This window comes from Streptomyces sp. NPDC028331 (assembly GCF_055565775.1).
Genome location: NZ_JBVHTR010000005.1, coordinates 64,729 through 86,818 on the forward strand (window position 1 = coordinate 64,729; position 22,090 = coordinate 86,818).

The window sequence follows — 22,090 nt, forward strand, 5'->3', positions numbered from 1 at the left end:
TCGACCGTCCGCGCCCCTGATCGTCTAGCGTTCCAGCCGGGCGAACAGCTCCTCCTGGGCTCCGTCCCGTGCCGTCAGCAGGGCTCCCCGCAGGACCGCGCCGCCGCCCAGGGTGCTCGCGCGCACCTCGGTGGCCAGCGGTGAAAGGCGTACCAGGCGCTGTGCGACCCGCGTGGCGAGGACGTCCCCGCCGGCCTGCCCGACCTCACCGCCGAGCACCACGCAGCCGGGATCGAGGAGGGCCGCGACGGAGGCGGCACCGATGGCGAGCCGGTCGGCGAGGGCGTCCAGGAAACCGCCGGCCCGCCCGGCTCGGGGGTCGTCCGCCGGCCCGCTGCGGCCGCCCCGTGAGGCGGCCGCGACCGCACTCCGCACCAGTGCCGCCGCCGGCAGCTCGTGCGCGGCCGGTCCCGCCGACCACCCGTGCTCTTCCGCCAGTTCCACGATCGCCGCCGCACCCGCCAGCGAGTGGAACCCGCCCTCGCAGTCCGTCGCCGACGGCAGGGTGGCGGTGCCCGGGACCGGCAGGAAGCCGATCTCACCGGTGCCGCCCGAGGCACCGCGCCGCAGTGCGCCGTCCAGGACCACCGCCGCGCCCGTGCCATGCCCGAGCCACAGCAGGACGAAGGTGTCGCGGTCCCGGGCCGCTCCCTCGCGCTGCTCGGCCAGCGCCGCGAGGTTGGTCTCGTTCTCGACGATCACCCGTGCGGGCAGCCGCTCCTGGAGCGCGGCGACCAGACGGCGGTGCCACTCCGGCAGCCCCGCGGAGTCACGGAGTTCGCCGGTGCCGGGGTCGATCAGACCCGGCGCCCCGATCCCGACGGTGTGCAACCGGTCCGCACCCGCCTCCTTCGCGGCACGCTCCACCACGACCACCGCCTGCTCGACGGCGGAACCGGTACCGGTCTCCCCGCCGATCGGCACGGACGCCTCCGCGAGCACCCCGCCCAGCAGGTCCGACACCAGGACGGACACGCCCTCGGTGCGCACGTCGAGGGCCGCGAGGTGGGCGCGATCGGCGACGATCCCGTACAGCCGCGCGTTCGGGCCGCGCCGCTGTTCGCCCGACTCCCCCACCACCGCGATCAGTCCGGCGGCCATGAGCCGTTCGACGAGGTCGGCGACCGTGGGCCGGGACAGACCGGTCAGCTGCTTCAACTGCCCTGCCGTCAAGGGGCCTTCCTGCTGCAGCAGGCGCAGTGCGACCCGGTCGTTGATGGCCCGGGCGGTGCTCGGGGATGCGGGCATGCCGGGATCCTTCCAGATCGGCCACACCGTCGCTCGGCGGGCAGCCACCGTCCCCTATCTATCAGGCAGGGTTCCTGATAGTTTACGGCGGCGCACCGGGAGCACACAGCCGGGAGGGGCCGGAGAATGAGCGGGATGACAGAAGCGGGCCGACAACGTGAGGTCAGGCGCGCCCGGTACGCCGTGGCGACGGTGTTCGCCGTGCACGGCGCCGTCACCGGCTCGTTCGCCACCCGCGTGCCCTGGATCCAGGACCACGCGCACGTCAGCGCGGGCCAGCTCGGCATCGCCCTCGCGTTCCCCGCGCTCGGGGCTTCCGTGGCGATGCCGCTCGCGGGCCGGATCAGCCACCGCTTCGGCGCCCGGACGGCGCTGCGCGGACTGATCTCCCTGTGGACGCTCTCCCTGGTCCTGCCGTCCCTCTCCCCCGATCTGCCCACCCTGTGCGCGGCCCTGTTCGTCTACGGCGCCTCGGCCGGCATGGCGGACGTCGCGATGAACGCGCTCGGCGTGGAGGTGGAGAACCGTCTCGGCAGGTCGATCATGTCCGGACTGCACGGCCTGTGGAGCGCGGGCGCCCTGATCGGCTCGGCGGCCGGCACGCTCGCCGCCCATCTGGGCTCGGACGCCCGGCTGCACCACGCCCTGGCCGCCGCGGTGCTCACCGTACTGGGCCTGATCGCCTGCACCTGGGTCCTGGACCTGCAGCCCGCCGAGGACGAGGAACCGCCGCCCCGGTTCGCGCTGCCGCCCAAGTCGGCGCTGCTCATCGGCGCGGTCGGCTTCTGCGCGGTGTTCGCGGAGGGCGCCAGTCTGGACTGGTCGGCGGTCTACCTGCGCGACCGGCTGGAGAGTTCCGCCGCTCTGGCCGCCGCCTGCACCACCGGTTTCACGCTCACCATGGCGGTCGCCCGGCTCGCCGGCGACAAGGTGGTGGACCGCTACGGGGCGGTGCGCACCGTCCGGGTGAGCGGCGTCCTCGCCACGCTCGGCGGGCTGCTCATCGTCGTGGCGAACCACCCGGCCGTGGCGATGGGCGGGTTCGCGCTGATGGGTCTGGGCATCGCGGTCGTCGTCCCGCTGTGCTTCGCGGCGGCGGGCCGCAGCGGCCCCAACCCGAGTCAGGCCATCGCGGGCGTGGCCACCATCACGTACACCTCGGGCCTGGTCGCGCCGGGGGCGATCGGCACGCTGGCCCAGGCCACCAGCCTGATGGTGTCGTTCGGCCTGGTGACCGTGCTGGCGTGCGGGCTCGCGGGGTTCGCGGGCGTGCTGCGCGCGGGCGACCGCGACCGCCCGAAGGTCAGTCGGCCGAGCGCAGCAGTTCCCGACCCGCGGCCCTGAACGGCTCGCTCCACGAGGTCGGGCGCAGGGTCGCCGCGTCCAGCCGGACCAGGACGCGGCTGCCGTGCGCGTAGGTCACCGACCCGTCGGCCGAGCAGAACCGGAACCCGTACGTCAGCCCGGTGTTCCCGAGGCGCTCCAGCCACAGGTGCACGGCGTACCCGCCGGGCTTGGTGACCGGTGCCTCATAGCTGATCCGCAGTTCCCTGACGGCGTTGCAGAAGTCGCCCGCCGCCTCCCAGTCGCCCTCGAAGCGGAAGCCGCGCTCCTGCCACAGGGTGGCCCAGGCGCGCTCGACCATGACCGGGTAGCGGGCGTTGTGGAGCAGTCCGAGCGCGTCGAGGTCGTCGAAGTGGACGGTGACGGGGATCAGCCGGCCGTACGGCACGGCGGGTGCGGGCCGGGGCTCGGCGGTCACGGAAGCGGGATCCGCATCGACGGTCGGGGACACGGGCTCTGCTTCGACGGTCACGGGCGGGGCTCCTCCGTCTGGCCTGGTGAGGCGCTCGCGACGCTGCGGCGCTGGACCCGACCATGGTAAGCGCTCGCTCAGGGCCCCCGCCCGCGGGTCAGCCGGCGATCGAGTCCAACTGCTCGGCGGCCGGCCTCAGCGCCCACAGGTCACCGCCGGGCGGTGCCTGGAGCAGGCGTACGGCCTTCTGGGCCCGCGGGTCCCCGGCGTCCGCCGCCGCGTGCACCACGTCGGTCGCCGCGTACCGGTGGAACTCCAGCTCCGGGTACGCCCAGGACGCGGTGCCGGTGGCGGCGGGCAGCAGGTAGTCGACCGCCTTGAACAGGCTCTGCCCGTCGGGTCCCTGGTACGACCACAGGTTCACGCCGACATGGCGTCCGACGGCCGCCAGGCGTGTGTAGGCCACCAGGTCGAAGGTGGAGTAGTGCCAGCTCCGGGTGCGCGCGAGTTCCTGGGGCTGGGCGCCGTCGGCGGCGATCTGCGGGTCGATGCGCTTGGCGCGCGCGTCCAGAACGGTCCGCCGAGCGAGTCCCTCGTCTCCGGTCGCGTACGCGAGGGCGGCGAGCTGCATGTCGTAGAAGGTGCCGTGGTTGTTCTCGGCCGCGCTCTCCTCCTCGCCGAAGGCGCTGTCCGTCAGCCAGGTCCGGAAGGCGACGTTCCAGTCGTGCATGCCGGTGCGGTCCGCCCTGGACCAGCCGGGAGCCCCGGTGTTCAGGATGGCGATCGCGTCGAGGACGCTGGTGTAGGACTGCGAGAAGTCGATGATGCCGATGGCGCGGCCGTCGTACTTGCACGGGATGAACTGCCCGTGGTCCAGGTTGGGGTTCATCTTCGTCGCCGGGTCGAGGAACCAGGTGCGCAGGACCTGGGCGGCCTTCTCGGCGTAACTCTTTCTGCCGGTGTAGTACCAGGCGAGCGAGAGGTCGTAGGTCGAGTCGAAGACCTTCTCCACGTCCTGGCGGTCGGTGCCGGTGTCGACCTCGGGGTTGCGCTGCCCGTCGCGCTGCTCGTAGGGGCAGCCCCAGGGGTTGTCGGCGGTCTTCGGCCGGGTGGGCCACCAGTACGGGGCCTGACTGAGGTAGTCGTGGACGTCCCCGCCGGGTGCGGGCTTCGGCTTGTCGACGACCGTCCAGGGGCCCTGGTCGAGCCAGGCGTCGGCTCGCGCGGTCAGGTCCTTGAGCGCTCCGCGCAGTCGGGGGTCTCCGTGGTCGAGCCGGATCCTGGTCTGCTGGAGCCGGGTTCCGTCCAGGACGGCGGTTCTGGGGACTTTCGGTGCCGTCTGGGCGGAGGCGGAGGGAACGAGGACGGCCGCGAAGGCGGTGACGGCCGCCAGCAGGGTGGCCAGGCGGGGGCGTGCACTCATCAAAGCTCCGATCATATATGTGAACGCAGTTCATGAGTGGGACCGTGTGAGCGTAGGACCGCCTGGTGCCGGTGACAATGGTCCGGACACTTCTTCATGGACAGAGAAAGCGAAGTTTCACCATGGATCTCGGCGTGCGCTGGAAGCTGCACGGTGACGGGCGCACGCCCGCGCCCGGAGCGGTCGTCCGCCCGGACGAACGCCTCTCCTGGCCCCGCACGGTGGGGTTGGGCGCCCAGCACGTCGTGGCCATGTTCGGTGCGTCTTTCGTGGCACCCGTCCTCATGGGCCTGGACCCCAACCTGGCGATCATGATGTCCGGCGTCGCCACGGCGATCTTCCTGCTGGCGACGCGCGGCCGGATACCGAGCTACCTCGGCTGTTCACTGTCCTTCGTGGGCGTCGCCGCGGTGATCCGGGCCCAGGGCGGCACCAGCGCCACCGTGACCGGCGCGGTCTTCGTCGTGGGCATCGCGCTGTTCCTCGTCGGCCTCGCGGTCCAGCGGTTCGGCGCGCGGATCATCCATGCGGCGATGCCGCCGATCGTGACCGGCGCGGTCGTGATGCTGATCGGCTTCAACCTGGCGCCGGTGACCGCGTCGACGTACTGGCCGCAGGACCAGTGGACCGCGCTGCTGGTGATGCTGTTCACCGGGCTGGCCGTGGTCTGCCTGCGCGGCTTCTGGTCCCGGATCGCGATCTTCCTCGGCCTGGTGTTCGGGTACGGGATCTCGTGGGTGTTCGACCGGGTCTTCGGGAAGATCCACTCGGTGGACGCGAGCGGCAAGCTCACCGACCACTGGCGCCTGGACCTGTCCGGCGTCGGCAAGGCGGACTGGATCGGCCTGCCCCACTTCCACGGACCGTCCTTCCAGTGGTCCGCGATCCTGGTCGCGCTGCCCGTGGTGATCGCCCTGGTCGCGGAGAACGCGGGACACGTCAAGGCGGTCGGCGAGATGACCGGCGACCCGCTGGACGACAGGCTGGGCACGGCGATCTCCGCCGACGGTGTCGCCTCGATGCTCTCCACCGCGGTCGGCGGCCCGCCCAACACGACGTACTCCGAGAACATCGGCGTGATGGCCGCCACCCGCGTCTACTCGACCGCCGCCTACTGGGCTGCGGCCGGCTTCGCCCTCCTGTTCGGGATCTGCCCCAAGTTCGGCGCGGTCGTGGCCGCGGTCCCCGGCGGCGTGCTCGGCGGGATCACGGTCATCCTGTACGGCATGATCGGCCTGCTCGGCGCGCAGATCTGGCTCCACGCCAAGGTGGACCTGCGCAACCCGCTGAACCTGGTGCCGGCCGCGGCGGGCATCATCATCGGTGTCGGCAACGTCACGCTGAAGTTCACCGACCACTTCTCGCTGAGCGGCATCGCACTGGGCACGTTGGTCGTCATCACCGGCTACCACGCGCTGCGCGCGCTCGCCCCCGCCCACCTCAAGGCGCAGGAGCCGCTGCTGGACTCGGGCACCTCCGCCTACGACGAGGAAGCCGGCGAAAGGGCCCACCGGGCCGAGTCGTAGGCGTACGAACGGCGAGAACGTCCCGGGCGGCCCCCTCGCAGCCGCCCGACTCGCCCGGCAGCCCCCCACCAAAAGTCGTGGATCCCGGCCTGTTCCGTACTCGGCGCCGGGCTCCCCCTGTCCCCCTCATGGCCCATCGCCGCCATCCCCCGTTCCGGGGAAGACCGTGGGCCGGTGGCGCCCCGGCCGGCCCAGGGCTGGAACCCTGCCCTCATGGTGCGGTGGGAGCAGTTCACGACGGAAGTGGAGACGGTCGTCACACGGATGCGCGCGCTCGGCGAGAGCTGGCCGGAAGACGACGGCGTGGCCGTCTTCAACCGGGTCTACCTCGCCGTCACCGAGGAGATCGGCCGTCGCCTGGACACCGGCTACTTCACCGACCGGCAGGAGGCGGTGACGCTGGACGTCCGGTTCGCCGAGCGGTACCTGTCCGTGGCCGAGGGAGCACCGGTCCCGGCCTGCTGGCGGCCGCTGTTCCAGTTCCGGCGCCATCCCGGCGTACGGCCGCTGCAGTTCGCGCTCGCGGGCATCAACGCGCACATCGGGCACGACCTGGCGCTCGCCGTCGTGGACGCCTGTCGTCGGCTGGGCTGCGAACCGGCCGGGCTGGAGGACGAGTTCGACCGGGTGGGCGATCTCCTCGTCGCGCTGGAGGAGCGCATCCGCGAGGACCTCATGCCCGGTCCCGACCTCCTCCAGATCGCGGATCCGCTCACCCATCTGCTCGGCGCCTGGAGCCTGGAGCGGGCGCGCGAGGCGGCCTGGTCGGCGGCCCGGACGCTGTGGGCGCTGCGGGAACTTCCGGACCTGGCCGAGGAGTTCACGCAGCGGCTGGACGGGGCGGTCGGGTTCGCCGGCCGGATGCTGCTGACACCGCTGCCGCATATTCCCGGCCGTCCCCGCCTGTCAGGCCGGAAACTCCCTTGAGATCTCTGAACGTTGATCCGCGAGACCCCTTTGCGAAGGAGCGCAGGCATGGCGACTCGGCTGGGACTCGGCCTTCCGCAGAACCGGCAGTACCACCTCGGCAGGGACGTGGCCGACGTGGCCCGCACCGCCGAGCAGATCGGCTACGAGAGCCTGTGGGTCTACGAGCGGGCCCTGTACCCGGAGCCCGCCGGTCAGGGGCTCTACGGCATCGAGGGCCTGCCCTGGCCGGACTCGTACCGCGATGTGGCCGACCCCCTGGTCACCCTCACCCTCGCCGCGGCGGCCACCGAGCGGGTCCGTCTCGGCTCGAGCGTGCTGGTCGCCCCGCTGCACCAGCCGTTCCGGCTGGCCAAGGCCCTGGCCTCGCTGGACGCGGCGAGCAGCGGCCGGGTGATCGCCGGCTTCGGCACCGGCTGGTCCCTCGACGAGTACGCGGCCGCGGGCATCCGCCCGTTCGAGGAGCGCGGCCGGGTGCTGGACGAGGTGATCGATGTGTGCCGAGCGGTGTGGGGCCCGGATCCGGTGCGCTACGAGGGCCGTATCACGAAGATCACGTCCGCGGTGGTCGGTCCCAAGCCGGCCCGGCCGATCCCGATCCTGCTCGCCGCGAGCAGCAGGAAGGCCCTGACCCGGCTCGTCGACCACGCCGACGGCTGGCTGCCGGTGGGCATGGGGGTGGAGCGGATCGCCACCCAGTGGCAGGAACTGCAGGATCTGGCGGCCGAGCGTGGCCGCCCGGAGCCCCTCCAGACGGTTCTGCGGGTGAACGCCGAGTACCAGGGCAAGGCCTACGACGGCGCCGACCGCCGCCCCTTCCAGGGCAGCGTCGACCAGATCGTCGAAGACCTGGTCCCCTACACGTCGATCGGTCTGGAGGAGATCCTTCTCGACCTCCAGGCCACCCCGCGGGACGCCCAGGAGCTCAAGGACGTCGCCGCGGAGGTGTACGAGGCGGCGCGGGCGGCCGGGCTGTGACGGCCCCGGTGAGGGCTCAGTCCTCGGGGAGTTCGACGGGCGCGATCTCGTCGTAGACGTCGCCGGGGCCGGGGTTGGCCGGGTCGGTCGCGCCGCCGAGGTGGTGCATCACGCCCCACACGGCGTTGAGCGCGGTCTGCACGGCGCCCTCGGCCCAGCCGGCCGTCCAGGAGATGTCGTCGCCGGCGAGGAAGATGCCCCGCTTGTCCGCGGGCAGCCGGTCCTGCATGAAGTGCGTGAACAGACGCCGCTGGTAGCGGTAGTGGCCGGGCAGGTTGGCCTTGAACGCGCCCATGAAGTAGGGCTCGTTCTCCCAGGACACCGTCACCGGGTTGCCGATGATGTGCTTCCTGATGTCCACCTTCGGGTAGATCTCGCCGAGCGACTTCAGCATGACCTCCATCCGCTCCTCGGCGGACAGCGGCAGCCACTTCAGGCTGTCGTCGCACCAGGTGTACGACAGGCAGATGACGGCGGGCCGGTCCGGGCCGTTGTCGAGCAGGTACGTCCCTCGGGTCATCCGGTCGGTCAGCGTCATCGACATGACGTCACGGCCGGTCTCCTCGTCCTTGTCGAGCCAGAACGGCCGGTCGACGGGCACGAAGAGCTTGCTGGACTCCATGTAGTGGGTGCGCTCGATGGCCGTCCAGTGGTCGATCGGGAACAGCGCGTCGTCGCACTGGATCTTGGACAGCAGCATCCAGGACTGGGCCGTGAAGATCGCCGCCCGGTAGGTGCGGATGTCGCCGTTCGCGTCCGTCACCGTGATCCGGTTGCCCGCGGTGCGGTGCAGCCGGGTCACGGCGGGGCGGGGCTCGCCGTCGACGTGCAGGGACTTCAGCGAGGTCCCGTGCGGCCAGTGCACGATCTTCTGCGGCTCGCGCTCCCACAGGCGCAGCGGCAACTGCTGGGAGCCGCCGACGATGCCGCGGTGGTGGTCGTCGGCCTCGGTGTAGACGACTCGCAGGATCTCCAGGATGGAGTTCGGGAAGTCGGTGTCCCAGCCGCCGGTGCCGAAGCCGACCTGGCCGAAGATCTCGCGGTGCCGGAAGGACTTGAAGGCCTCCGATGCGCAGAGGAAGCCGTAGAAGGTCTGGTTGTCGAGCTTCTCGACCAGCTTCGACCAGATCTCCCGGATGCGCGGGACGTCGCGCTCGCGCATGGCGCGGTTCATGTCGGAGAAGTCGGCTCCCTCCTCCAGGCACCGGTTCCAGGCGTCGGCGACGTCGCGGTAGACCTGCGGCAGGTCGTCGATGGTCTCGGCGTAGTGGGACTCGCCCTTGAGGTCGACCACGGTCGACGGCGTGGCCTCGGCGAGCGGGTTGGGGAACGGCCTGGTCTCAAGGCCCACCAGGTCGATGTAGTGCTGGAGGGCCGTCGAGGACGGCGGGAAGCGCATGGCGCCCATTTCGGCGGTGAGCGACGGGTCGCACCCGTCGAAGCCCACCGTCCGCAGCCGGCCGCCGATCCGGTCCGCCTCGTAGACGACGGGCTTGAGGCCCATCTTCATCAGCTCGTACGCCGCGACGATGCCGGACAGGCCACCACCGATGATGGCGACCTCGGTCCCGTGCTCGGTCGCGGGTATCTGGCCGAGGCCCGCCGGGTGGGCGAGGAAGTCGTCGTAGGCGTACGGGAAGTCCGGGCCGAACATGGTGATCGGCGGCTGCTGCTCGTCTGCGTGCTCGACGGCGTTGGGCACCGTGGACGTCATGGGGTACGGACTCCTTGCACGGAAAGAACTCGGGAGAGGTTCGGGGAGGGCTGAGGGTCAGGCCAGGGACCCGTAGAGGCCGGGGCGGCGGTCCTTCAGGTACGGGTTCGCCTCGCGCGAGGCGGCGAGGTGGGCGCGGTCGACATCGCCGAGGACCAGTTCCTCGATGCGGCCGGCCCGGGCCCGGGCGGTCCCGTCGGGACCGGCCAGGACGGAGAGCCCGACGAACTCGAACTCGCCTTCCTGCCCGACCCGGTTGACGTAGGCGACGTACATCTGGTTCTCCCAGGCCCGCACCGGCACGAGGGACTCGGCGACGAACTGGAAGGGATGCATCTGGGCCGTGGGCACGACGAGGAGGTCGGTCCCGGCCAGCGCGTGGGCGCGGACGTTCTCCGGGAACTCGACGTCGTAGCAGATCATGACGCCGACGCGCAGACCGTCGAGTTCCGCCTGGACGACCGGCTGGTCGCCCGGGGTGAAGTGGTCGTGTTCGAAGCGGCCGAAGAGGTGGGTCTTGCGGTAGTTCGCGAGGCGGGTGCCGTCGGCGGAGATCAGCTGGGCGGAGTTGTAGACCGTCTCGCCCTCGCGCTCCGGGTAGCCGTAGGCGACCGCGAGACCGTGCCGGGAGGAGATCTCGGCGACCGCGTCCGCCGAGTCGCCGTCGGCGGGCTCGGCGAGCCGGGCGATGTCGTCGCCGATCGCGTACCCGGTGAGGAACATCTCCGGCGCGATCAGCAGTCCGGCGCCCGCGGCGGCGGCACGGCCCGCGGCCTGGTCGAGGACCTTGAGGTTCTCGCCGACCGATCCGGGACGACCGGAGCTCTGGAGCAGGGCGGTGCGCATGGGTGTTCTCCACCGGTACGGAAGGGGTTGGGGGCCACTTAGACGGTACGGTCGCCGCCGTCGGCCGGACAAGAAGGAGCCGTTGCGCGCCGATGAGCGATCCGTTGCGTCCGCGGCGGCTTCGGCGGCGATTCGTTGCGTGCCCCTGGGTCCGAACCCGGCCCGTGACGAGGTCGCCACGGCTCGGGCGCCGCGGGCTTCACTCCCCCACGTGGTCGCAGAGGACTCCACCCGCCCGGGTTCCGGGGTCTTTCCCGTCCCGGGTCGGGAGCCGGTTGTCCGCGGACGTCACCGCTGCTCGTCGTACGCCCTGATCGTCCGCCCTGAGCCGGCCTTCCGGGCCGCTCCCGCCTGCGTGCCGAGCCCCGAGCGGTCTCCTCCCGGGCTGCCCGGTGGCCTCCACCTGCGACTCCTGATCGGCACGGGCGGGCATGCGGCCGACCTCCGGCGCCTGCTGTCGGCGATCAGGGGCCGGTCCGTCCGGCGGCCGTACGCCGCCGGTCGGCACGACGTACGGGCCGCGCCGGCCGGTCGGTACGACGTACGGGCGGCGCCGGCCGGTCGGCACGACCTACGGGCGGTGGCGGCAGGTCGGCACGACGTACGGTTCGGCGCCGGTGACATGCCGTACGGGGCGGTGCCGGCCGAGGTGAACGCGCGGTGCGGTGCCGGTCAGCCGGGTGCGCCCGACGAGAAGCGGCGCAGCAGCGGGGACAGGACCAGGACCGACTTCGTCCGTTCGACGAACGGCTCGCCCGCGATGCGCTCCAGCACACGCTCGAAGTGGCGCATGTCGGACGCGAAGACCTGGGCGATCGCGTCCGCCTCACCGGTGACGGTGGAGGCGGCCACGACCTCCTGGTAGCGCTCCAGGCCCCGCTGGATGGTCTCCGGCGAGGTGTTGCGCCGGCAGTAGATCTCGACGAACCCCTCGGTCTCCCAGCCGAGCGCCGCCGGGTCCACCCGGACGGTGAACCCGGTGATGGCGCCGGTCGCGCGCAGCCGGTCCACCCGCCGCTTCACGGCGGGCGCGGACAGGCCGACCAGTTGCCCGATGTCCGCGTAGGAGCGGCGGGCGTCCTCGGCGAGGGCGTGCACGATGCGTTCGTCGAGATCGTTCAGCAAGGCGGGCGGTTCACTTCTCTGCGGTGACTGCGGGGGCCACGGAATCCACGGAGTCCGCGGCGGCCAGCCGGGACCGCCGGTGGCCGTACAGGAAGTAGAACACGAGCCCGACGGCCATCCAGACTCCGAACACCACCCAGGTGACGGCCGAGAGGCTGCCCATCATCCACACGCAGAAGGCGAAGCCCAGCGCGGGCAGCACCGGCGACAGCGGCACCCGGAAGGTGCGGGTCATGTGCGGGCGGGTCCGGCGCAGTACGACGACCGCGACGTTGACCAGCGCGAAGGCGAACAGCGTGCCGATGCTGGTGGCGTCGGCGAGCTGGCCGAGCGGGATCGCGGCGGCGAGGACACCGCAGAAGACGGACACGATGACGGTGTTGGCGCGGGGCGTGCCGGTCCTGGGGTGGACCCGCGAGAACACCTTGGGGACGAGGCCGTCGCGCGACATCGCGAAGAGGATGCGCGTCTGGCCGTAGAGCACGGTCAGCACGACGCTCGCGATGGCGATGACCGCGCAGGCCGCGAGGAGCGTGCCCCAGAACGTCTGCCCGGTGACGTCCTTCATGATCTGGGCGAGCGCGGCCTCCGAGTCGTTGAACCGGCGCCACGGCTTCGCGCCCACCGCGACGGCCGCGACGACGACGTACAGCGCCGTGACGATGACCAGCGACAGCATGATCGCGCGCGGCAGGTCCCGCTGCGCGTTCTTCGCCTCCTCGCCGGCCGTGGAGGCGGCGTCGAAGCCGATGTAGGAGAAGAAGAGGGTGGCGCCGGCGGCGCTGACGCCGGCCATGCCGAGCGGCATGAAGTGCGCGTAGTTGCCCGAGCGGAAGCCCTGGACGCCGATCGCGCAGAACAGCAGCAGTGCGGCGATCTTCACGGCCACCATGATCGTGTTGGCGCGTGCGGACTCCTTGGCGCCGCCGAGCAGGAACGCCATGGCGAGCAGCACGACGATCAGCGCCGGCAGGTTGAACACGCCGCCGTCCCCGGGCGGCGCCGACAGCGCGGCGGGGATGGTGACGCCGATGGTGCCGTCCAGCAGCTCGTTGAGGTACTGGCCCCAGCCGACCGCCACGGCGGCGACCGACACGCCGTACTCCAGGACCAGGCACCAGCCGCAGATCCAGGCGATCAGCTCGCCCATCGTTGCGTATGCGTACGAGTACGAGGACCCGGAGACCGGGATGGTGCCCGCCAGCTCGGCGTACGACAGGGCGGAGAACAGGGCGGTGAGACCGGCGATCACGAAGGAGAGGGTGACGGCGGGCCCGGCTTTGGGCACGGCCTCGCCGAGGACCACGAAGATACCGGTGCCGAGCGTGGCACCGATGCTGATCATGGTGAGCTGCCACAGCCCGAGGGAGCGTCGCAGCGTTCCTCCCTCGCCCTGGCCACCCTCGGCGACCAGGCGTTCCACCGGCTTGCGGCGCATCAGACGCGCGCCGAGGCCCGGGAGGGCGGTGGCTGGATGACTGCGGGACTGCGCGGGTGCGCCTTGGTCGAGCACGCGTCGGCTCCTTATCGCTGCCGGTCAAGGGGACGGGCGGGACCGGCGGCACCCCGGGGCGGGGACCGCCGAGCGGGGTCCTCGCCACGCCGCGTACAGCGCCTGACCCTATGAGCCGCGCCTTCACGGGCGTAATGCAGCAACCTTGCGCATCTCCGCAAGATCGTTGCGTTCATCGAACGTTCACGCGTATTCGTTGCAGACGCCGTTTCGATGGTTGCGCCGATGTGTGCTCATCGGTGCCGCCGCCTCCCCGGCCGGGGAGGCGACCGGGTCGGCACAGGCACCGACCACGCCTCGGCCCCCGCCCTCCCGCGGACGGGGGGACGGGGGCCGAGGGGGTACGGCTCAGTTCCAGCTCGCGTGCAGGGGCTCGCCCTCCGCATAGCCCGCCGCGCTCTGGATGCCGACGACGGCCCGCTCCGCGAACTCCTCCAGGGAGCCGGCACCGGCGTAGGTGCAGGAGGAGCGGACACCCGCGATGATCGAGTCGATGAGGTCCTCGACGCCCGGGCGGGCCGGGTCGAGGAACATCCGGGACGTCGAGATGCCCTCCTCGAACAGCCCCTTGCGGGCACGGTCGTACGCGGACTCCTCGGAGGTGCGGTTGCGGACCGCACGCGCCGAGGCCATGCCGAAGGACTCCTTGTACAGCCGGCCGTTCGCGTCCTGCTGGAGGTCGCCGGGCGACTCGTACGTGCCCGCGAACCAGGAGCCGATCATCACGTTGGACGCGCCCGCCGCCAGCGCCATGGCGACGTCGCGCGGATGGCGGACGCCGCCGTCGGCCCACACGTGCTTGCCGTACTTCTTCGCCTCGGCGGCGCACTCCAGGACGGCCGAGAACTGCGGGCGGCCGACGCCGGTCATCATGCGCGTGGTGCACATGGCGCCGGGGCCCACACCGACCTTGACGATGTCCGCACCGGCCTCGATCAGGTCGCGCACGCCCTCGGCGGCGACGATGTTGCCCGCCACGAGCGGCACCTGCGGGTCCAGTGCCCGCACGGCCCTGAGGGTGTTGATCATCGACTCCTGGTGGCCGTGCGCGGTGTCGATGACGAGCGTGTCGACGCCCGCGTCGAGGAGCTGCTTGGCCTTGCCGACGGCGTCGCCGTTGATGCCGACGGCGGCGGCGATGCGCAGCCTGCCGTGCGCGTCGGTGGCCGGCGTGTAGAGCGTGGCCCGCAGGGCGCCCTTGCGGGTGAGGATGCCGGCCAGCTTGCCGTCCTTGTCCACGGCGGGCGCGTAGCGGCGGTTGGCGGTGTCGAGGACGTTGAAGGCCTCGCGGGGGTCGATCGCGGCGTCCAGCAGCAGCAGGTCCTTGGACATGACCACTTCGAGCTGGGTGAAGCGGTCCACGCCGGACAGGTCGGCGTCGGTGACCACGCCGATCGGGCGGTGTGCGTCGTCGACGACCACGCCGGCGTTGTGGGCGCGCTTGGGCAGCAGCGCGAGGGCGTCGGCGACGGTCTGGTGCGGGGCCAGCACGATCGGGGTGTCCAGCACCAGGTGGCGGCTCTTCACCCAGGAGATGACCTCGGTCACCACGTCGATCGGGATGTCCTGCGGTATGACGACCAGGCCGCCGCGGCGCGCCACCGTCTCCGCCATGCGGCGGCCGGCGATGGCGGTCATGTTGGCCACGACGATCGGGATGGTCGTGCCCGTGCCGTCCGGGGAGGCGAGGTCCACGTCCTGGCGGGAGCCGACGGAGGAGCGGCTCGGCACCATGAAGACGTCGTCGTACGTCAGGTCGTAGGCAGGCTGGATGTCATTGAGGAAACGCACGTGCTGCACATCCCAGTCGGTCAGAGGCGGCCCCCGGTCAGGTCAGCCAGGGGTAAGAGCACGTACTTCATTCTCCCATGGCGGGCCCTCCACGAACCCCGGGCGGATCATCCAGGCAGGTCAGAGGGTCCTTTGTGGGATCATCCAAGCGTCAGCGCCACGGACAGGCCCGGCATCTGGTCCGCCGCCTCGGAGAACACGTCCCGGGCGGTCTCCCACTCCTCCGGGCGCGCCGCCGCGTACTCCTGCCAGCCCCGTACGACGAGCAGCAGGCCCCGCTCGACGGCCTCCTCGGGCCAGACGGTCTCGTCGGTGAGCGAGTCGGCGAGCGCGTCCCAGTTGCGGCCGAACCAGTACGGCAGGTCCAGGGCCCGCACGATCCGCTCCATGAACGCGGCCTTGTCGGCGACCCCGTCCAGATCCAGCGTGACCAGGAACCGGCCCGCGAGGTCGTCGCTCATCTCAGCACCGCCCGGAATGTGTTGTAGTGATCACCGGTGTAGTAGGTCTCCCCGCCCTGCCCGGTGACGATGCGCCGGGCCCCCCGGTCGTGGGCACCGGGTGTGGGCACCGTGTACTCGTGGTAGTAGCCGCGGGGATGGGCGGGCAGCCGGTGCTCGCGGTTGCCGAACACGGCGCCGTCCTGCGCGTACGGGTAGGGGCCGCCCTTGTCGATGAGGGCCAGGGTGTGCCGGGCCTCGGCGGGGAGCCGGTCTTCCCGCACCGTGGCCATGTCCCCGGCCCACGACGCGGCGGGCGTGCGGGGGCCGCCGGTGTCCGTGGCGGAGCACCCGGTGAGCAGAACGGCCAGGCAGACGAGGAGCCCCACGAGCAGGCGGGGGACGGACCGCGGCAGCATGTGCCGATGCTGCCACAGCCTGCCCCGGCGCCACGCCCTGTCAGGGCCCGTCCGGGTCCGCCCGGTTCAGCGCCGGCGTCGGTGCCGGGCCCGCCGTCATCAGGTAGTCCGCCGCCGCCGTGTCCGTCACGAGGCTGGTGACGAGCCCGGAACGCAGCACCGCGTCGATGGCGGCCGCCTTGCGCTGCCCGCCCGCGATCGCGACGACCTCGGGGATACGGCGGAGCTGGTCGGCCTTGACGGTGATGCACCGCTCCCCCAGGTCCCGTCCGACCCGGCGGCCCTCGGCGTCGAAGAGGTGCGCGGCCATCTCGGCGGCGACGCCGAGGGAGGCGTAGTGGGCGCGCTCCTCCTCGGTGAGCATGTCGTGCACCGTGGAGATGCCGGGCTCCCAGGACCCGATGGACACGCAGGCGACCGTGACCTTGTCGAAGTACTCGAAGGCGCGGGCGATCCCCGTCTGGTTGCGCAGGGCCGCCGCGGTCGCCGCGTCCGGGAGCAGCATCGGCGCGTAGATGGGGTGGGCGTCACCGCCCGAGACCTGCGCGGCACGGCGCACGGCCTCCACCGAGCCGCGCTCGGAGGTCCCGGCGTCGTACACGCCTGTCAGCTGCACCACCGTGCACGGTGGCAGCCGGTCCAGGGCCGCCGCCATGTGGATGGTGGAGCGGCCCCAGGCCAGGCCCAGCACATCGCCCTCGGTGACCAGCTCGCCGAGCAGGTCGGCGGCCACCTCGCCGAGGTTCTCGGGGTCGGGCGACTCCTCGGCCTCGGCCGGGGCCTCCACCACGACGGCGTGCCTGAGGCCGTAGCGGGCGCGCAGCGCGTCGGAGCGCTCGGCGTCCAACTCGGCCGGCACACGGATCTCGATGCGCACGAGATCGCGTTCGAGGGCGGTCTCCAGGACCCGGGCCACCTTGAAGCGGCTGACGCCGAACTCCTCGGCGATCTGGATCTTGGACTTGCCCTCGAGGTAGAAGCGGCGGGCCATGGCCGCCGCCTGCACCAGCTCAGCGGGTCCCATCCGCATGGCTGACCGGCCCGCCGACATACCCGACACGGCCATCTCCTCACTGCTGTTCACACTGTGCATTCGCCGTTCATCCTTGCAGATCCGGCGTAGTCGATCAGCCCGGACGGTCGGCGTTCAGGTTCCGTTGTCTCACTCGTCGCACGCCCATGACGCCCGGGCCGTCGCCCGCTCCGCCTGGGTGCGCAATGCACGTACCGCGGCGGCCGGGTCGGCCGCCCCGTACACCGCCGAGCCGGCCACGAAGACGTCCGCCCCCGCCTCCGCGCACTGTTCGATGGTGGAGGCCGAGACACCGCCGTCCACCTGGAGCCACAGCTCCAGACCGTGCTTGCTGATCAGCTCACGGGTGCGGCGGATCTTGGGCAGCATGATGTCCAGGAACGCCTGGCCGCCGAAGCCCGGCTCGACCGTCATGATCAGCAGCATGTCCAGCTCGGGCAGCAGGTCCTCGTACGGCTCGATGGGCGTCGCGGGCTTGAGGGCCATGGAGGCCCGGGCGCCCTTGGCGCGGATCTCGCGGGCGAGCCGCACCGGGGCAGCGGCCGCCTCGACGTGGAAGGTGACGGAGGAGGCACCGGCTTCGACGTACTGCGGTGCCCACCGATCGGCTTCCTCGATCATCAGATGGCAGTCCAGCGGGGTGTCCGTCGCCCGGGCCAGGGACTCCACCACCGGCACGCCGAGCGTGAGGTTCGGGACGAAGTGGTTGTCCATGACGTCCACGTGGAGCCAGTCGGCCCCTTCGACGGCCTTCGCCTGCTCGGCGAGGCGGGCGAAGTCGGCGGACAGGATGCTGGGGTTGATCTGCACGGCCATGCCCCAAGCCTGCCATGCCGGAGGCCGCTCGCTCGCGCCGGTACCCGGCCGGAATCCGGCGCTCGGTCACCGTCGGGCCCGGGTGAGGCCGGGCCCGACGGCGCCGCGTCCGTCCGGGCGTGGCGGTCACACGTGTCACGATGGGCGTGTCCATGGCGAGAAACAGCCCGTGCGCCGGGGAGTCGGTGGCGCGGCCACGGGTCCCTCGAAGTGGCCGTCGGCTCCACCCGGCAGACGCGCCCCGTACACCTGAAGGCGCTGCTCACGGCCGAGGGCTGCGTCCTCGGGGCGCGCCCCTGCCCGCCCTTCACCCCTCCTCGACGATCCGGCCGTCGCGCAGTTCCAGGACCCGGTCGGCGATGGCCAGCAGCTGGGGGTCGTGCGTGGCCACCAGGGCGGTGACGGACTGGCTGTGGACCACGGCGCGCAGCAGTTCCATGACGGAGCGCCCGGTGTCCGCGTCCAACTGCCCGGTCGGTTCGTCGGCCAGAAGGAGGGAGGGGCGGTTCGCGAGGGCGCGTGCGATCGCGACGCGTTGCTGCTGACCGCCGGACAGCTCCCCGGGGCGCCGGTCGGCGTGGTCCGCGAGGCCCACCAGGCCGAGCAGCAGGGCGACCCGCTCGTCGCGGTCGCGGCGTTCGGCCCTGCGCAGGCGCAAGGGGACGCCGACGTTCTCGGCCGCGGTCAGGACGGGCAGCAGGCCGAAGGACTGGAAGACGAAGCCGATGTGGTGGCGGCGCAGGTCGAGGAGCTCCTTCTCGCCGAGGCCCACCAGTTCTGTTCCGGCGACGCGTACGCTGCCCGAGTCGGGCCGGTCGAGTCCGCCGATCACGTTGAGCAGGGTGGTCTTGCCGGAGCCGGAGCGTCCCCTGAGCGCCACGAGCTGTCCGCGCGGCACGCCGAACGACACCTCGCGCAGGGCGTGCACGGCGGTGGCGCCGCGGCCGTAGGTCCGGATCACCTGACGGACGGTCACCATGTCGCCGTGGGGCGCCGGTTCGCCCCCCGGCGAGTGATCGGCGCGGTCCGGCAGCCCCTCGCTCATGGCGGCCAGCATAACCACCCGCTTCGATCACCTGACAGGCCGTCGGCAGACAGGTACGTTGATGCCTCGCGCTCATGAACTGGGGCGACAAGGGGAGACCGGAGAGGTCTTCGCCCCGGGCCGGGGTCGGCTGCACCCCCGCGGGGCGCGCCGGACGGCGGCGGGGAGAGTCTTGACGGGGTTCGTGTTGCGGCGCGCACGCGCGCACTGGCTGCTGCTCGGTGCCGCTCTGCTCTGCGTCATGCTCACCACGTGCGTACTCGCCGCGCTCGCCGCGTTCAGCGAGGCCGTCGGGGACGCCGGGCTCCGGCATGCCCTGCAGGACCGCAACGCCACGCGCACCCTGGTCGAGGTCGACGCGGAGGTGACGGCGGACGACCGCGCCAGGCTCGACGCGGCCGTGCGCAGGATCGTTCCCGCGGCCTTCGACGGCATGCCGGTGACCATGGCCGCGAGCATCCAGTCCGTCTCCTACGGCTTGCCCCGCACGGCCCGCACCTCCCGTGGTGACGAGCCCGACCTGACGTTCCTCGCCACCCTCGACCCCTCGCGGCTGACGATGGCCGAGGGGCGCCTCCCCGGCCCGCCCGGCGCCGGGGGCCCGGTCCCGGTCGCCCTGCCCGAGCGGGCCGCCCGTGCGCTGGGTCTGCGCACCGGGGAGCGCCTCACCCTCATCGGCCGGGCCGACGGCCGACCGCTCCAGGTGCTGCTGACCGGCGTCTACCGGCCTGTGGATTCCACCGCGCCCTACTGGCGGCTCGACCCCCTGGGCGGCCGGGGTGTGCGGACGCTGTCGTTCACCACGTACGGCCCGATGCTCGCGGACCCTCGCGCGTTCCTCTCCGGGGCCGTCGCACCGGACAGGATGTCCTGGCAGGCCCGCGCGGACTACTCCGCCATGACCGCGGCGCGCGTGGACCGCCTGCGGCACGGTGTGCAGCGGGCGCTGCGCGACCTCGGCCGGGCGACGGACGGATCCGCCAGGGCCCACAGCGAGTTGCCGGCGCTGCTGACGGACCTGCGCCGCACGCTCCTGGTGACCCGGTCCACGATGCTGATCACCGCCCTGCAACTGGTGCTCCTGGCGGCCTTCGCGCTGCTGCTGGTGGCGGGGCTGCTCGCAGCGGAGCGGGCGGGCGAGACGGCGCAGCTACGGGCCCGTGGCGCCTCCCGTCGGCGTGTGGCGGGGCTCGCGGCGGCCGAGGCCCTGCTGCTCGCGCTGCCCGCCGTCGTCGCGGCACCCCTGCTCGCAGGCCCGCTGCTGCGGCTACCGGCCGGCCACGGTGCGCTTGCCCGCGCACACGTGCGGCTCGGCGGCTCGCCGGCCGAGACCTGGGCGGTGGCGGTGGTCACCGCGCTGATCTGTGCGTTCGCCGTCGTCGGCCCGGCGCTGCGCCGCTCCGGCACGTACCTCGACGAACGCGACCCCGGCCGGCGCCGCACCGGACTGCCCCGCATCGTGCAGGCGGGGGCCGACACGGCGCTCGCCGTCGTCGCGGTGCTGGCGTACTGGCAACTGTCCCGTCGCGGTGCGGGCTCCGGGGTCCTGACGGTGGACAGGGCCGGCACCCTGGGCGTGGACCCGGTGCTGGCGGTCGCACCCGCGCTCTGCCTGTGCGCGGGCGCGGTGCTGGCCCTGCGGCTGCTGCCCCTGGCGGCCCGGTTCGGCGAGCGGTGGGCCGCGGGCACCCGTGGACTGCCGGCGGCGCTCACCGGCTGGCAGCTCTCCCGCCGGCCCGGGCGGGGCACGGGCCCGGTGCTGCTGGTCGTGCTCGCCGTGGCGATGGGAGTCTTCGCTACCGGCGAGGGTGCCAGCTGGGCGCTTTCCCAGCGCGATCAGGCCGACTTCCTGGTCGGCGCGGACGTCCGCGCGGCGGACTCGTCCACCCCGTCCTTCGCCCAGGGCGGGGTCTACGACGCCGTTCCCGGGATCGCAGCCGTCACTCCCGTCGTCCGGACCGACGTGCTCCTGCCGCAGGAGCGCGACGCCACGGTGCTGGCCATGGACACCCGGGCGGCGTCCGAGGTACTCGACTGGCGTGACGACCTCGCGGACCGCTCACCCCGCCGGCTGCTCGGGCCCCTCCACTCCGGCGCACAGACCAACGGCAGGTCCGCGGGCTTCCCCCTGCCGACGGGCACGGACCGGTTGAGGATCACCGCGCGCCTGGAGGCCCTGGGCCCGAAGGGCGAACCGCAACGGAGCAGCGTCACCCCCGGCCTCGTCGTCACCGTCACCGACCGGTACGGCGTCCCGTACGCCGTCGTCCTGGGCACTCTGCCCGCCGACGGCCGCACCCACGTACTGACGGCGGACTTCGCCGCCGAGTCCGGCAGAGCCCAGGGCGCGGCACCCGCGGGTCCGCTGCGGCTGACCGGCATCCAGGCCGACTACCGCCTGCCTCGGCGCGGCGAGCGGCACCGCTTGACGGTGACCGGGCTCGGCGCCGTCCTGGCCGACGGACGCACCCAGGCCGTCCCGGTGCCCGCCGGTGACCCCTGGGACGTTCGCGTGCAGACCTCCGCCGCGGGTGACCCCGGTGGCGCCTCCGCACCGCCCCGGGCGACGGCGTCGCGCCCCACGGCCGCCGTACCGCTCTCCGTGACGTACGGCACCGGGTACGACCCGTCGCCGCCGAGGTCGTACGGCGCGTCCCCGGACGGAGAGCTGACCGTGCGGGCCGACACCGCCGCCGTGCCGGTACCGGCCGCGCTCGCCACCGACGCCTTCCTCCGCGCCACCGGCACGCAGGTCGGCCGGACGGCGGAGATCAACCTGGCCGGCACGACGCTGACGGTCCGCGTCGTCGCCGCCGTCCGGGCCCTGCCCACCGTCGCGCAGCCCGTATCCAACGACGGCGGGGCCCTTCTGCTGGACCTGCGCGCCGTGAACCGGGCCCTGGCTCAGCGCGGCGGGAGCGGACTGCAGCCCGGCGAGTGGTGGCTCGCCGCCGACCGCGGCGCCGCCCCGCGCGTGGCGGCGGCACTGCGCGACCGGGCCGATGCCGGCTCCGTCCTCGTCCGGGACGAGGAGCGCGCCCGGCTCGAGGCCGACCCGCTCGGCGCGGGCCCGCAGGCCGGCCTCCCCGCGGCGGTGCTGGCCGCTGCGGTGCTGGCCGCCGTGGGCTGTGCCGTCGCGGCGGCCGGCGCGCACCGCGAGCGGGCGGAGGAACAGGCGGTCCTGCGGGCCCTGGGGGCCTCCCGGCGCTCGCTGGCCCGTGGGGTGGCCGCCGAACAGGGGGTGCTGCTGGCCGTCTCGGTGGCCGTCGGCACGGCCCTGGGCGTCCTGCTCACCCGCCTCATCCTGCCGATGGTCGTGCTCACCGCCCAGGCCTCCCCTCCGCTCCCGGCCCTCCGTGTCGAGCTGCCCGCGGGCCCGGTGGCGCGGCTCCTCATCGCGGTGACCGCGGTGCCGTTGCTCGTGGTCGCCCTGACCGCCCTGCGGTCCGGCGAACCGGCCCAGGCCCTGCGCCGCCAGGGAGGCGAGTGA

General features: G+C 72.8%; 18 protein-coding genes. 5 read left to right on the plus strand and 13 right to left on the minus strand.

Features of this window, described 5'->3' with window-relative positions; genetic code table 11:
• Positions 1-24 precede the first annotated feature (24 nt).
• The gene (locus tag ACZ4SW_RS08290; RefSeq protein WP_468239563.1) at positions 25-1,248 is read right to left on the minus strand and encodes an ROK family transcriptional regulator; all 1,224 of its coding nucleotides are present in this window, start codon (positions 1,246-1,248) and stop codon (positions 25-27) included.
• Positions 1,249-1,383: 135 nt separating this feature from the next.
• On the opposite strand from ACZ4SW_RS08290, the gene ACZ4SW_RS08295 reads away from it, so the two are divergent.
• Positions 1,384-2,592: an MFS transporter gene (locus ACZ4SW_RS08295; RefSeq protein WP_468239565.1), complete on the plus strand. Its 1,209-nt coding sequence runs from the start codon at positions 1,384-1,386 to the stop codon at positions 2,590-2,592.
• On the opposite strand, the gene ACZ4SW_RS08300 is transcribed toward ACZ4SW_RS08295, so the two are convergent.
• Together ACZ4SW_RS08300 and ACZ4SW_RS08305 are read right to left on the minus strand one after the other, a co-directional pair.
• Positions 2,552-3,010, minus strand: a complete 459-nt coding sequence (locus tag ACZ4SW_RS08300; RefSeq protein WP_468240315.1) for an acyl-CoA thioesterase — start codon at positions 3,008-3,010, stop codon at positions 2,552-2,554. The two genes, ACZ4SW_RS08295 and ACZ4SW_RS08300, sit on opposite strands and share 41 nt — an antisense overlap.
• A gap of 151 nt (positions 3,011-3,161) precedes the next feature.
• Complete coding sequence (locus tag ACZ4SW_RS08305) at positions 3,162-4,427, minus strand: alginate lyase family protein (protein ID WP_468239568.1); 1,266 nt, start codon at positions 4,425-4,427, stop codon at positions 3,162-3,164.
• 122 nt (positions 4,428-4,549) lie between these two features.
• Between ACZ4SW_RS08305 and ACZ4SW_RS08310 the strand changes: the two genes are divergently transcribed.
• The 3 genes from ACZ4SW_RS08310 (at position 4,550) to ACZ4SW_RS08320 (ending at position 7,858) form a co-directional block, all read left to right on the plus strand.
• On the plus strand, positions 4,550-5,953 hold the full coding sequence (locus ACZ4SW_RS08310; RefSeq protein WP_468239570.1) for a uracil-xanthine permease family protein: 1,404 nt from the start codon (positions 4,550-4,552) through the stop codon (positions 5,951-5,953).
• Between the two features lie 213 nt (positions 5,954-6,166).
• The gene (locus ACZ4SW_RS08315; RefSeq protein WP_468240317.1) at positions 6,167-6,880 is read left to right on the plus strand and encodes a DUF5995 family protein; all 714 of its coding nucleotides are present in this window, start codon (positions 6,167-6,169) and stop codon (positions 6,878-6,880) included.
• 48 nt (positions 6,881-6,928) lie between these two features.
• Entirely contained in the window at positions 6,929-7,858 is a 930-nt protein-coding gene (locus ACZ4SW_RS08320) for an LLM class F420-dependent oxidoreductase (RefSeq protein WP_468239573.1), read from the plus strand.
• Positions 7,859-7,874: 16 nt separating this feature from the next.
• Here ACZ4SW_RS08320 and ACZ4SW_RS08325 read toward each other — a convergent pair whose 3' ends face one another.
• The 10 genes from ACZ4SW_RS08325 to ACZ4SW_RS08370 all read right to left on the minus strand — a co-directional run bounded on the left by ACZ4SW_RS08325 (position 7,875) and on the right by ACZ4SW_RS08370 (position 18,534).
• The gene (locus ACZ4SW_RS08325) at positions 7,875-9,572 is read right to left on the minus strand and encodes a flavin monoamine oxidase family protein (RefSeq protein ID WP_468239576.1); all 1,698 of its coding nucleotides are present in this window, start codon (positions 9,570-9,572) and stop codon (positions 7,875-7,877) included.
• A gap of 57 nt (positions 9,573-9,629) precedes the next feature.
• Positions 9,630-10,418: a carbon-nitrogen hydrolase family protein gene (locus tag ACZ4SW_RS08330; protein ID WP_468239578.1), complete on the minus strand. Its 789-nt coding sequence runs from the start codon at positions 10,416-10,418 to the stop codon at positions 9,630-9,632.
• Between the two features lie 672 nt (positions 10,419-11,090).
• Entirely contained in the window at positions 11,091-11,543 is a 453-nt protein-coding gene (locus ACZ4SW_RS08335) for an Lrp/AsnC family transcriptional regulator (protein ID WP_468239580.1), read from the minus strand.
• 10 nt (positions 11,544-11,553) lie between these two features.
• Positions 11,554-13,056 carry an amino acid permease gene (locus ACZ4SW_RS08340; RefSeq protein ID WP_468239583.1) on the minus strand — a complete coding sequence of 501 codons (1,503 nt, stop codon included), beginning with the start codon at positions 13,054-13,056 and terminating at the stop codon, positions 11,554-11,556.
• A gap of 348 nt (positions 13,057-13,404) precedes the next feature.
• Complete coding sequence (locus tag ACZ4SW_RS08345; RefSeq protein WP_468239586.1) at positions 13,405-14,847, minus strand: GuaB1 family IMP dehydrogenase-related protein; 1,443 nt, start codon at positions 14,845-14,847, stop codon at positions 13,405-13,407.
• A 140-nt stretch (positions 14,848-14,987) separates the two neighbouring features.
• The gene (locus ACZ4SW_RS08350; protein ID WP_468239588.1) at positions 14,988-15,308 is read right to left on the minus strand and encodes a barstar family protein; all 321 of its coding nucleotides are present in this window, start codon (positions 15,306-15,308) and stop codon (positions 14,988-14,990) included.
• The gene (locus ACZ4SW_RS08355) at positions 15,305-15,706 is read right to left on the minus strand and encodes a guanyl-specific ribonuclease (protein WP_468239591.1); all 402 of its coding nucleotides are present in this window, start codon (positions 15,704-15,706) and stop codon (positions 15,305-15,307) included. Before ACZ4SW_RS08355 ends, ACZ4SW_RS08350 begins: the two co-directional genes overlap by 4 nt.
• A 40-nt stretch (positions 15,707-15,746) precedes the next feature.
• Positions 15,747-16,790: a sugar-binding transcriptional regulator gene (locus tag ACZ4SW_RS08360; RefSeq protein WP_468240319.1), complete on the minus strand. Its 1,044-nt coding sequence runs from the start codon at positions 16,788-16,790 to the stop codon at positions 15,747-15,749.
• 78 nt (positions 16,791-16,868) lie between these two features.
• Entirely contained in the window at positions 16,869-17,555 is a 687-nt protein-coding gene (gene rpe / locus ACZ4SW_RS08365; protein WP_468239594.1) for a ribulose-phosphate 3-epimerase, read from the minus strand.
• Between the two features lie 307 nt (positions 17,556-17,862).
• Entirely contained in the window at positions 17,863-18,534 is a 672-nt protein-coding gene (locus ACZ4SW_RS08370) for an ABC transporter ATP-binding protein (protein WP_468240322.1), read from the minus strand.
• Positions 18,535-18,772: 238 nt separating this feature from the next.
• On the opposite strand from ACZ4SW_RS08370, the gene ACZ4SW_RS08375 reads away from it, so the two are divergent.
• Positions 18,773-22,090 (plus strand): FtsX-like permease family protein, encoded by a 3,318-nt coding sequence (locus ACZ4SW_RS08375; RefSeq protein WP_468239596.1) that lies wholly within the window; start codon positions 18,773-18,775, stop codon positions 22,088-22,090.

Bases quoted from the DNA above. Each gene is read 5' to 3' on its own strand.
- ACZ4SW_RS08290 (WP_468239563.1), bottom strand. From the start codon at position 1,248: ATGCCCGCATCCCCGAGCACCGCCCGGGCCATCAACGACCGGGTCGCA.
- ACZ4SW_RS08295 (WP_468239565.1), top strand. From the start codon at position 1,384: ATGACAGAAGCGGGCCGACAACGTGAGGTCAGGCGCGCCCGGTACGCC.
- ACZ4SW_RS08305 (WP_468239568.1), bottom strand. From the start codon at position 4,427: ATGAGTGCACGCCCCCGCCTGGCCACCCTGCTGGCGGCCGTCACCGCC.
- ACZ4SW_RS08310 (WP_468239570.1), top strand. From the start codon at position 4,550: ATGGATCTCGGCGTGCGCTGGAAGCTGCACGGTGACGGGCGCACGCCC.
- ACZ4SW_RS08315 (WP_468240317.1), top strand. From the start codon at position 6,167: ATGGTGCGGTGGGAGCAGTTCACGACGGAAGTGGAGACGGTCGTCACA.
- ACZ4SW_RS08320 (WP_468239573.1), top strand. From the start codon at position 6,929: ATGGCGACTCGGCTGGGACTCGGCCTTCCGCAGAACCGGCAGTACCAC.
- ACZ4SW_RS08325 (WP_468239576.1), bottom strand. From the start codon at position 9,572: ATGACGTCCACGGTGCCCAACGCCGTCGAGCACGCAGACGAGCAGCAG.
- ACZ4SW_RS08330 (WP_468239578.1), bottom strand. From the start codon at position 10,418: ATGCGCACCGCCCTGCTCCAGAGCTCCGGTCGTCCCGGATCGGTCGGC.
- ACZ4SW_RS08350 (WP_468239588.1), bottom strand. From the start codon at position 15,308: ATGAGCGACGACCTCGCGGGCCGGTTCCTGGTCACGCTGGATCTGGAC.
- ACZ4SW_RS08355 (WP_468239591.1), bottom strand. From the start codon at position 15,706: ATGCTGCCGCGGTCCGTCCCCCGCCTGCTCGTGGGGCTCCTCGTCTGC.
- rpe (WP_468239594.1), bottom strand. From the start codon at position 17,555: ATGGCCGTGCAGATCAACCCCAGCATCCTGTCCGCCGACTTCGCCCGC.
- ACZ4SW_RS08370 (WP_468240322.1), bottom strand. From the start codon at position 18,534: ATGGTGACCGTCCGTCAGGTGATCCGGACCTACGGCCGCGGCGCCACC.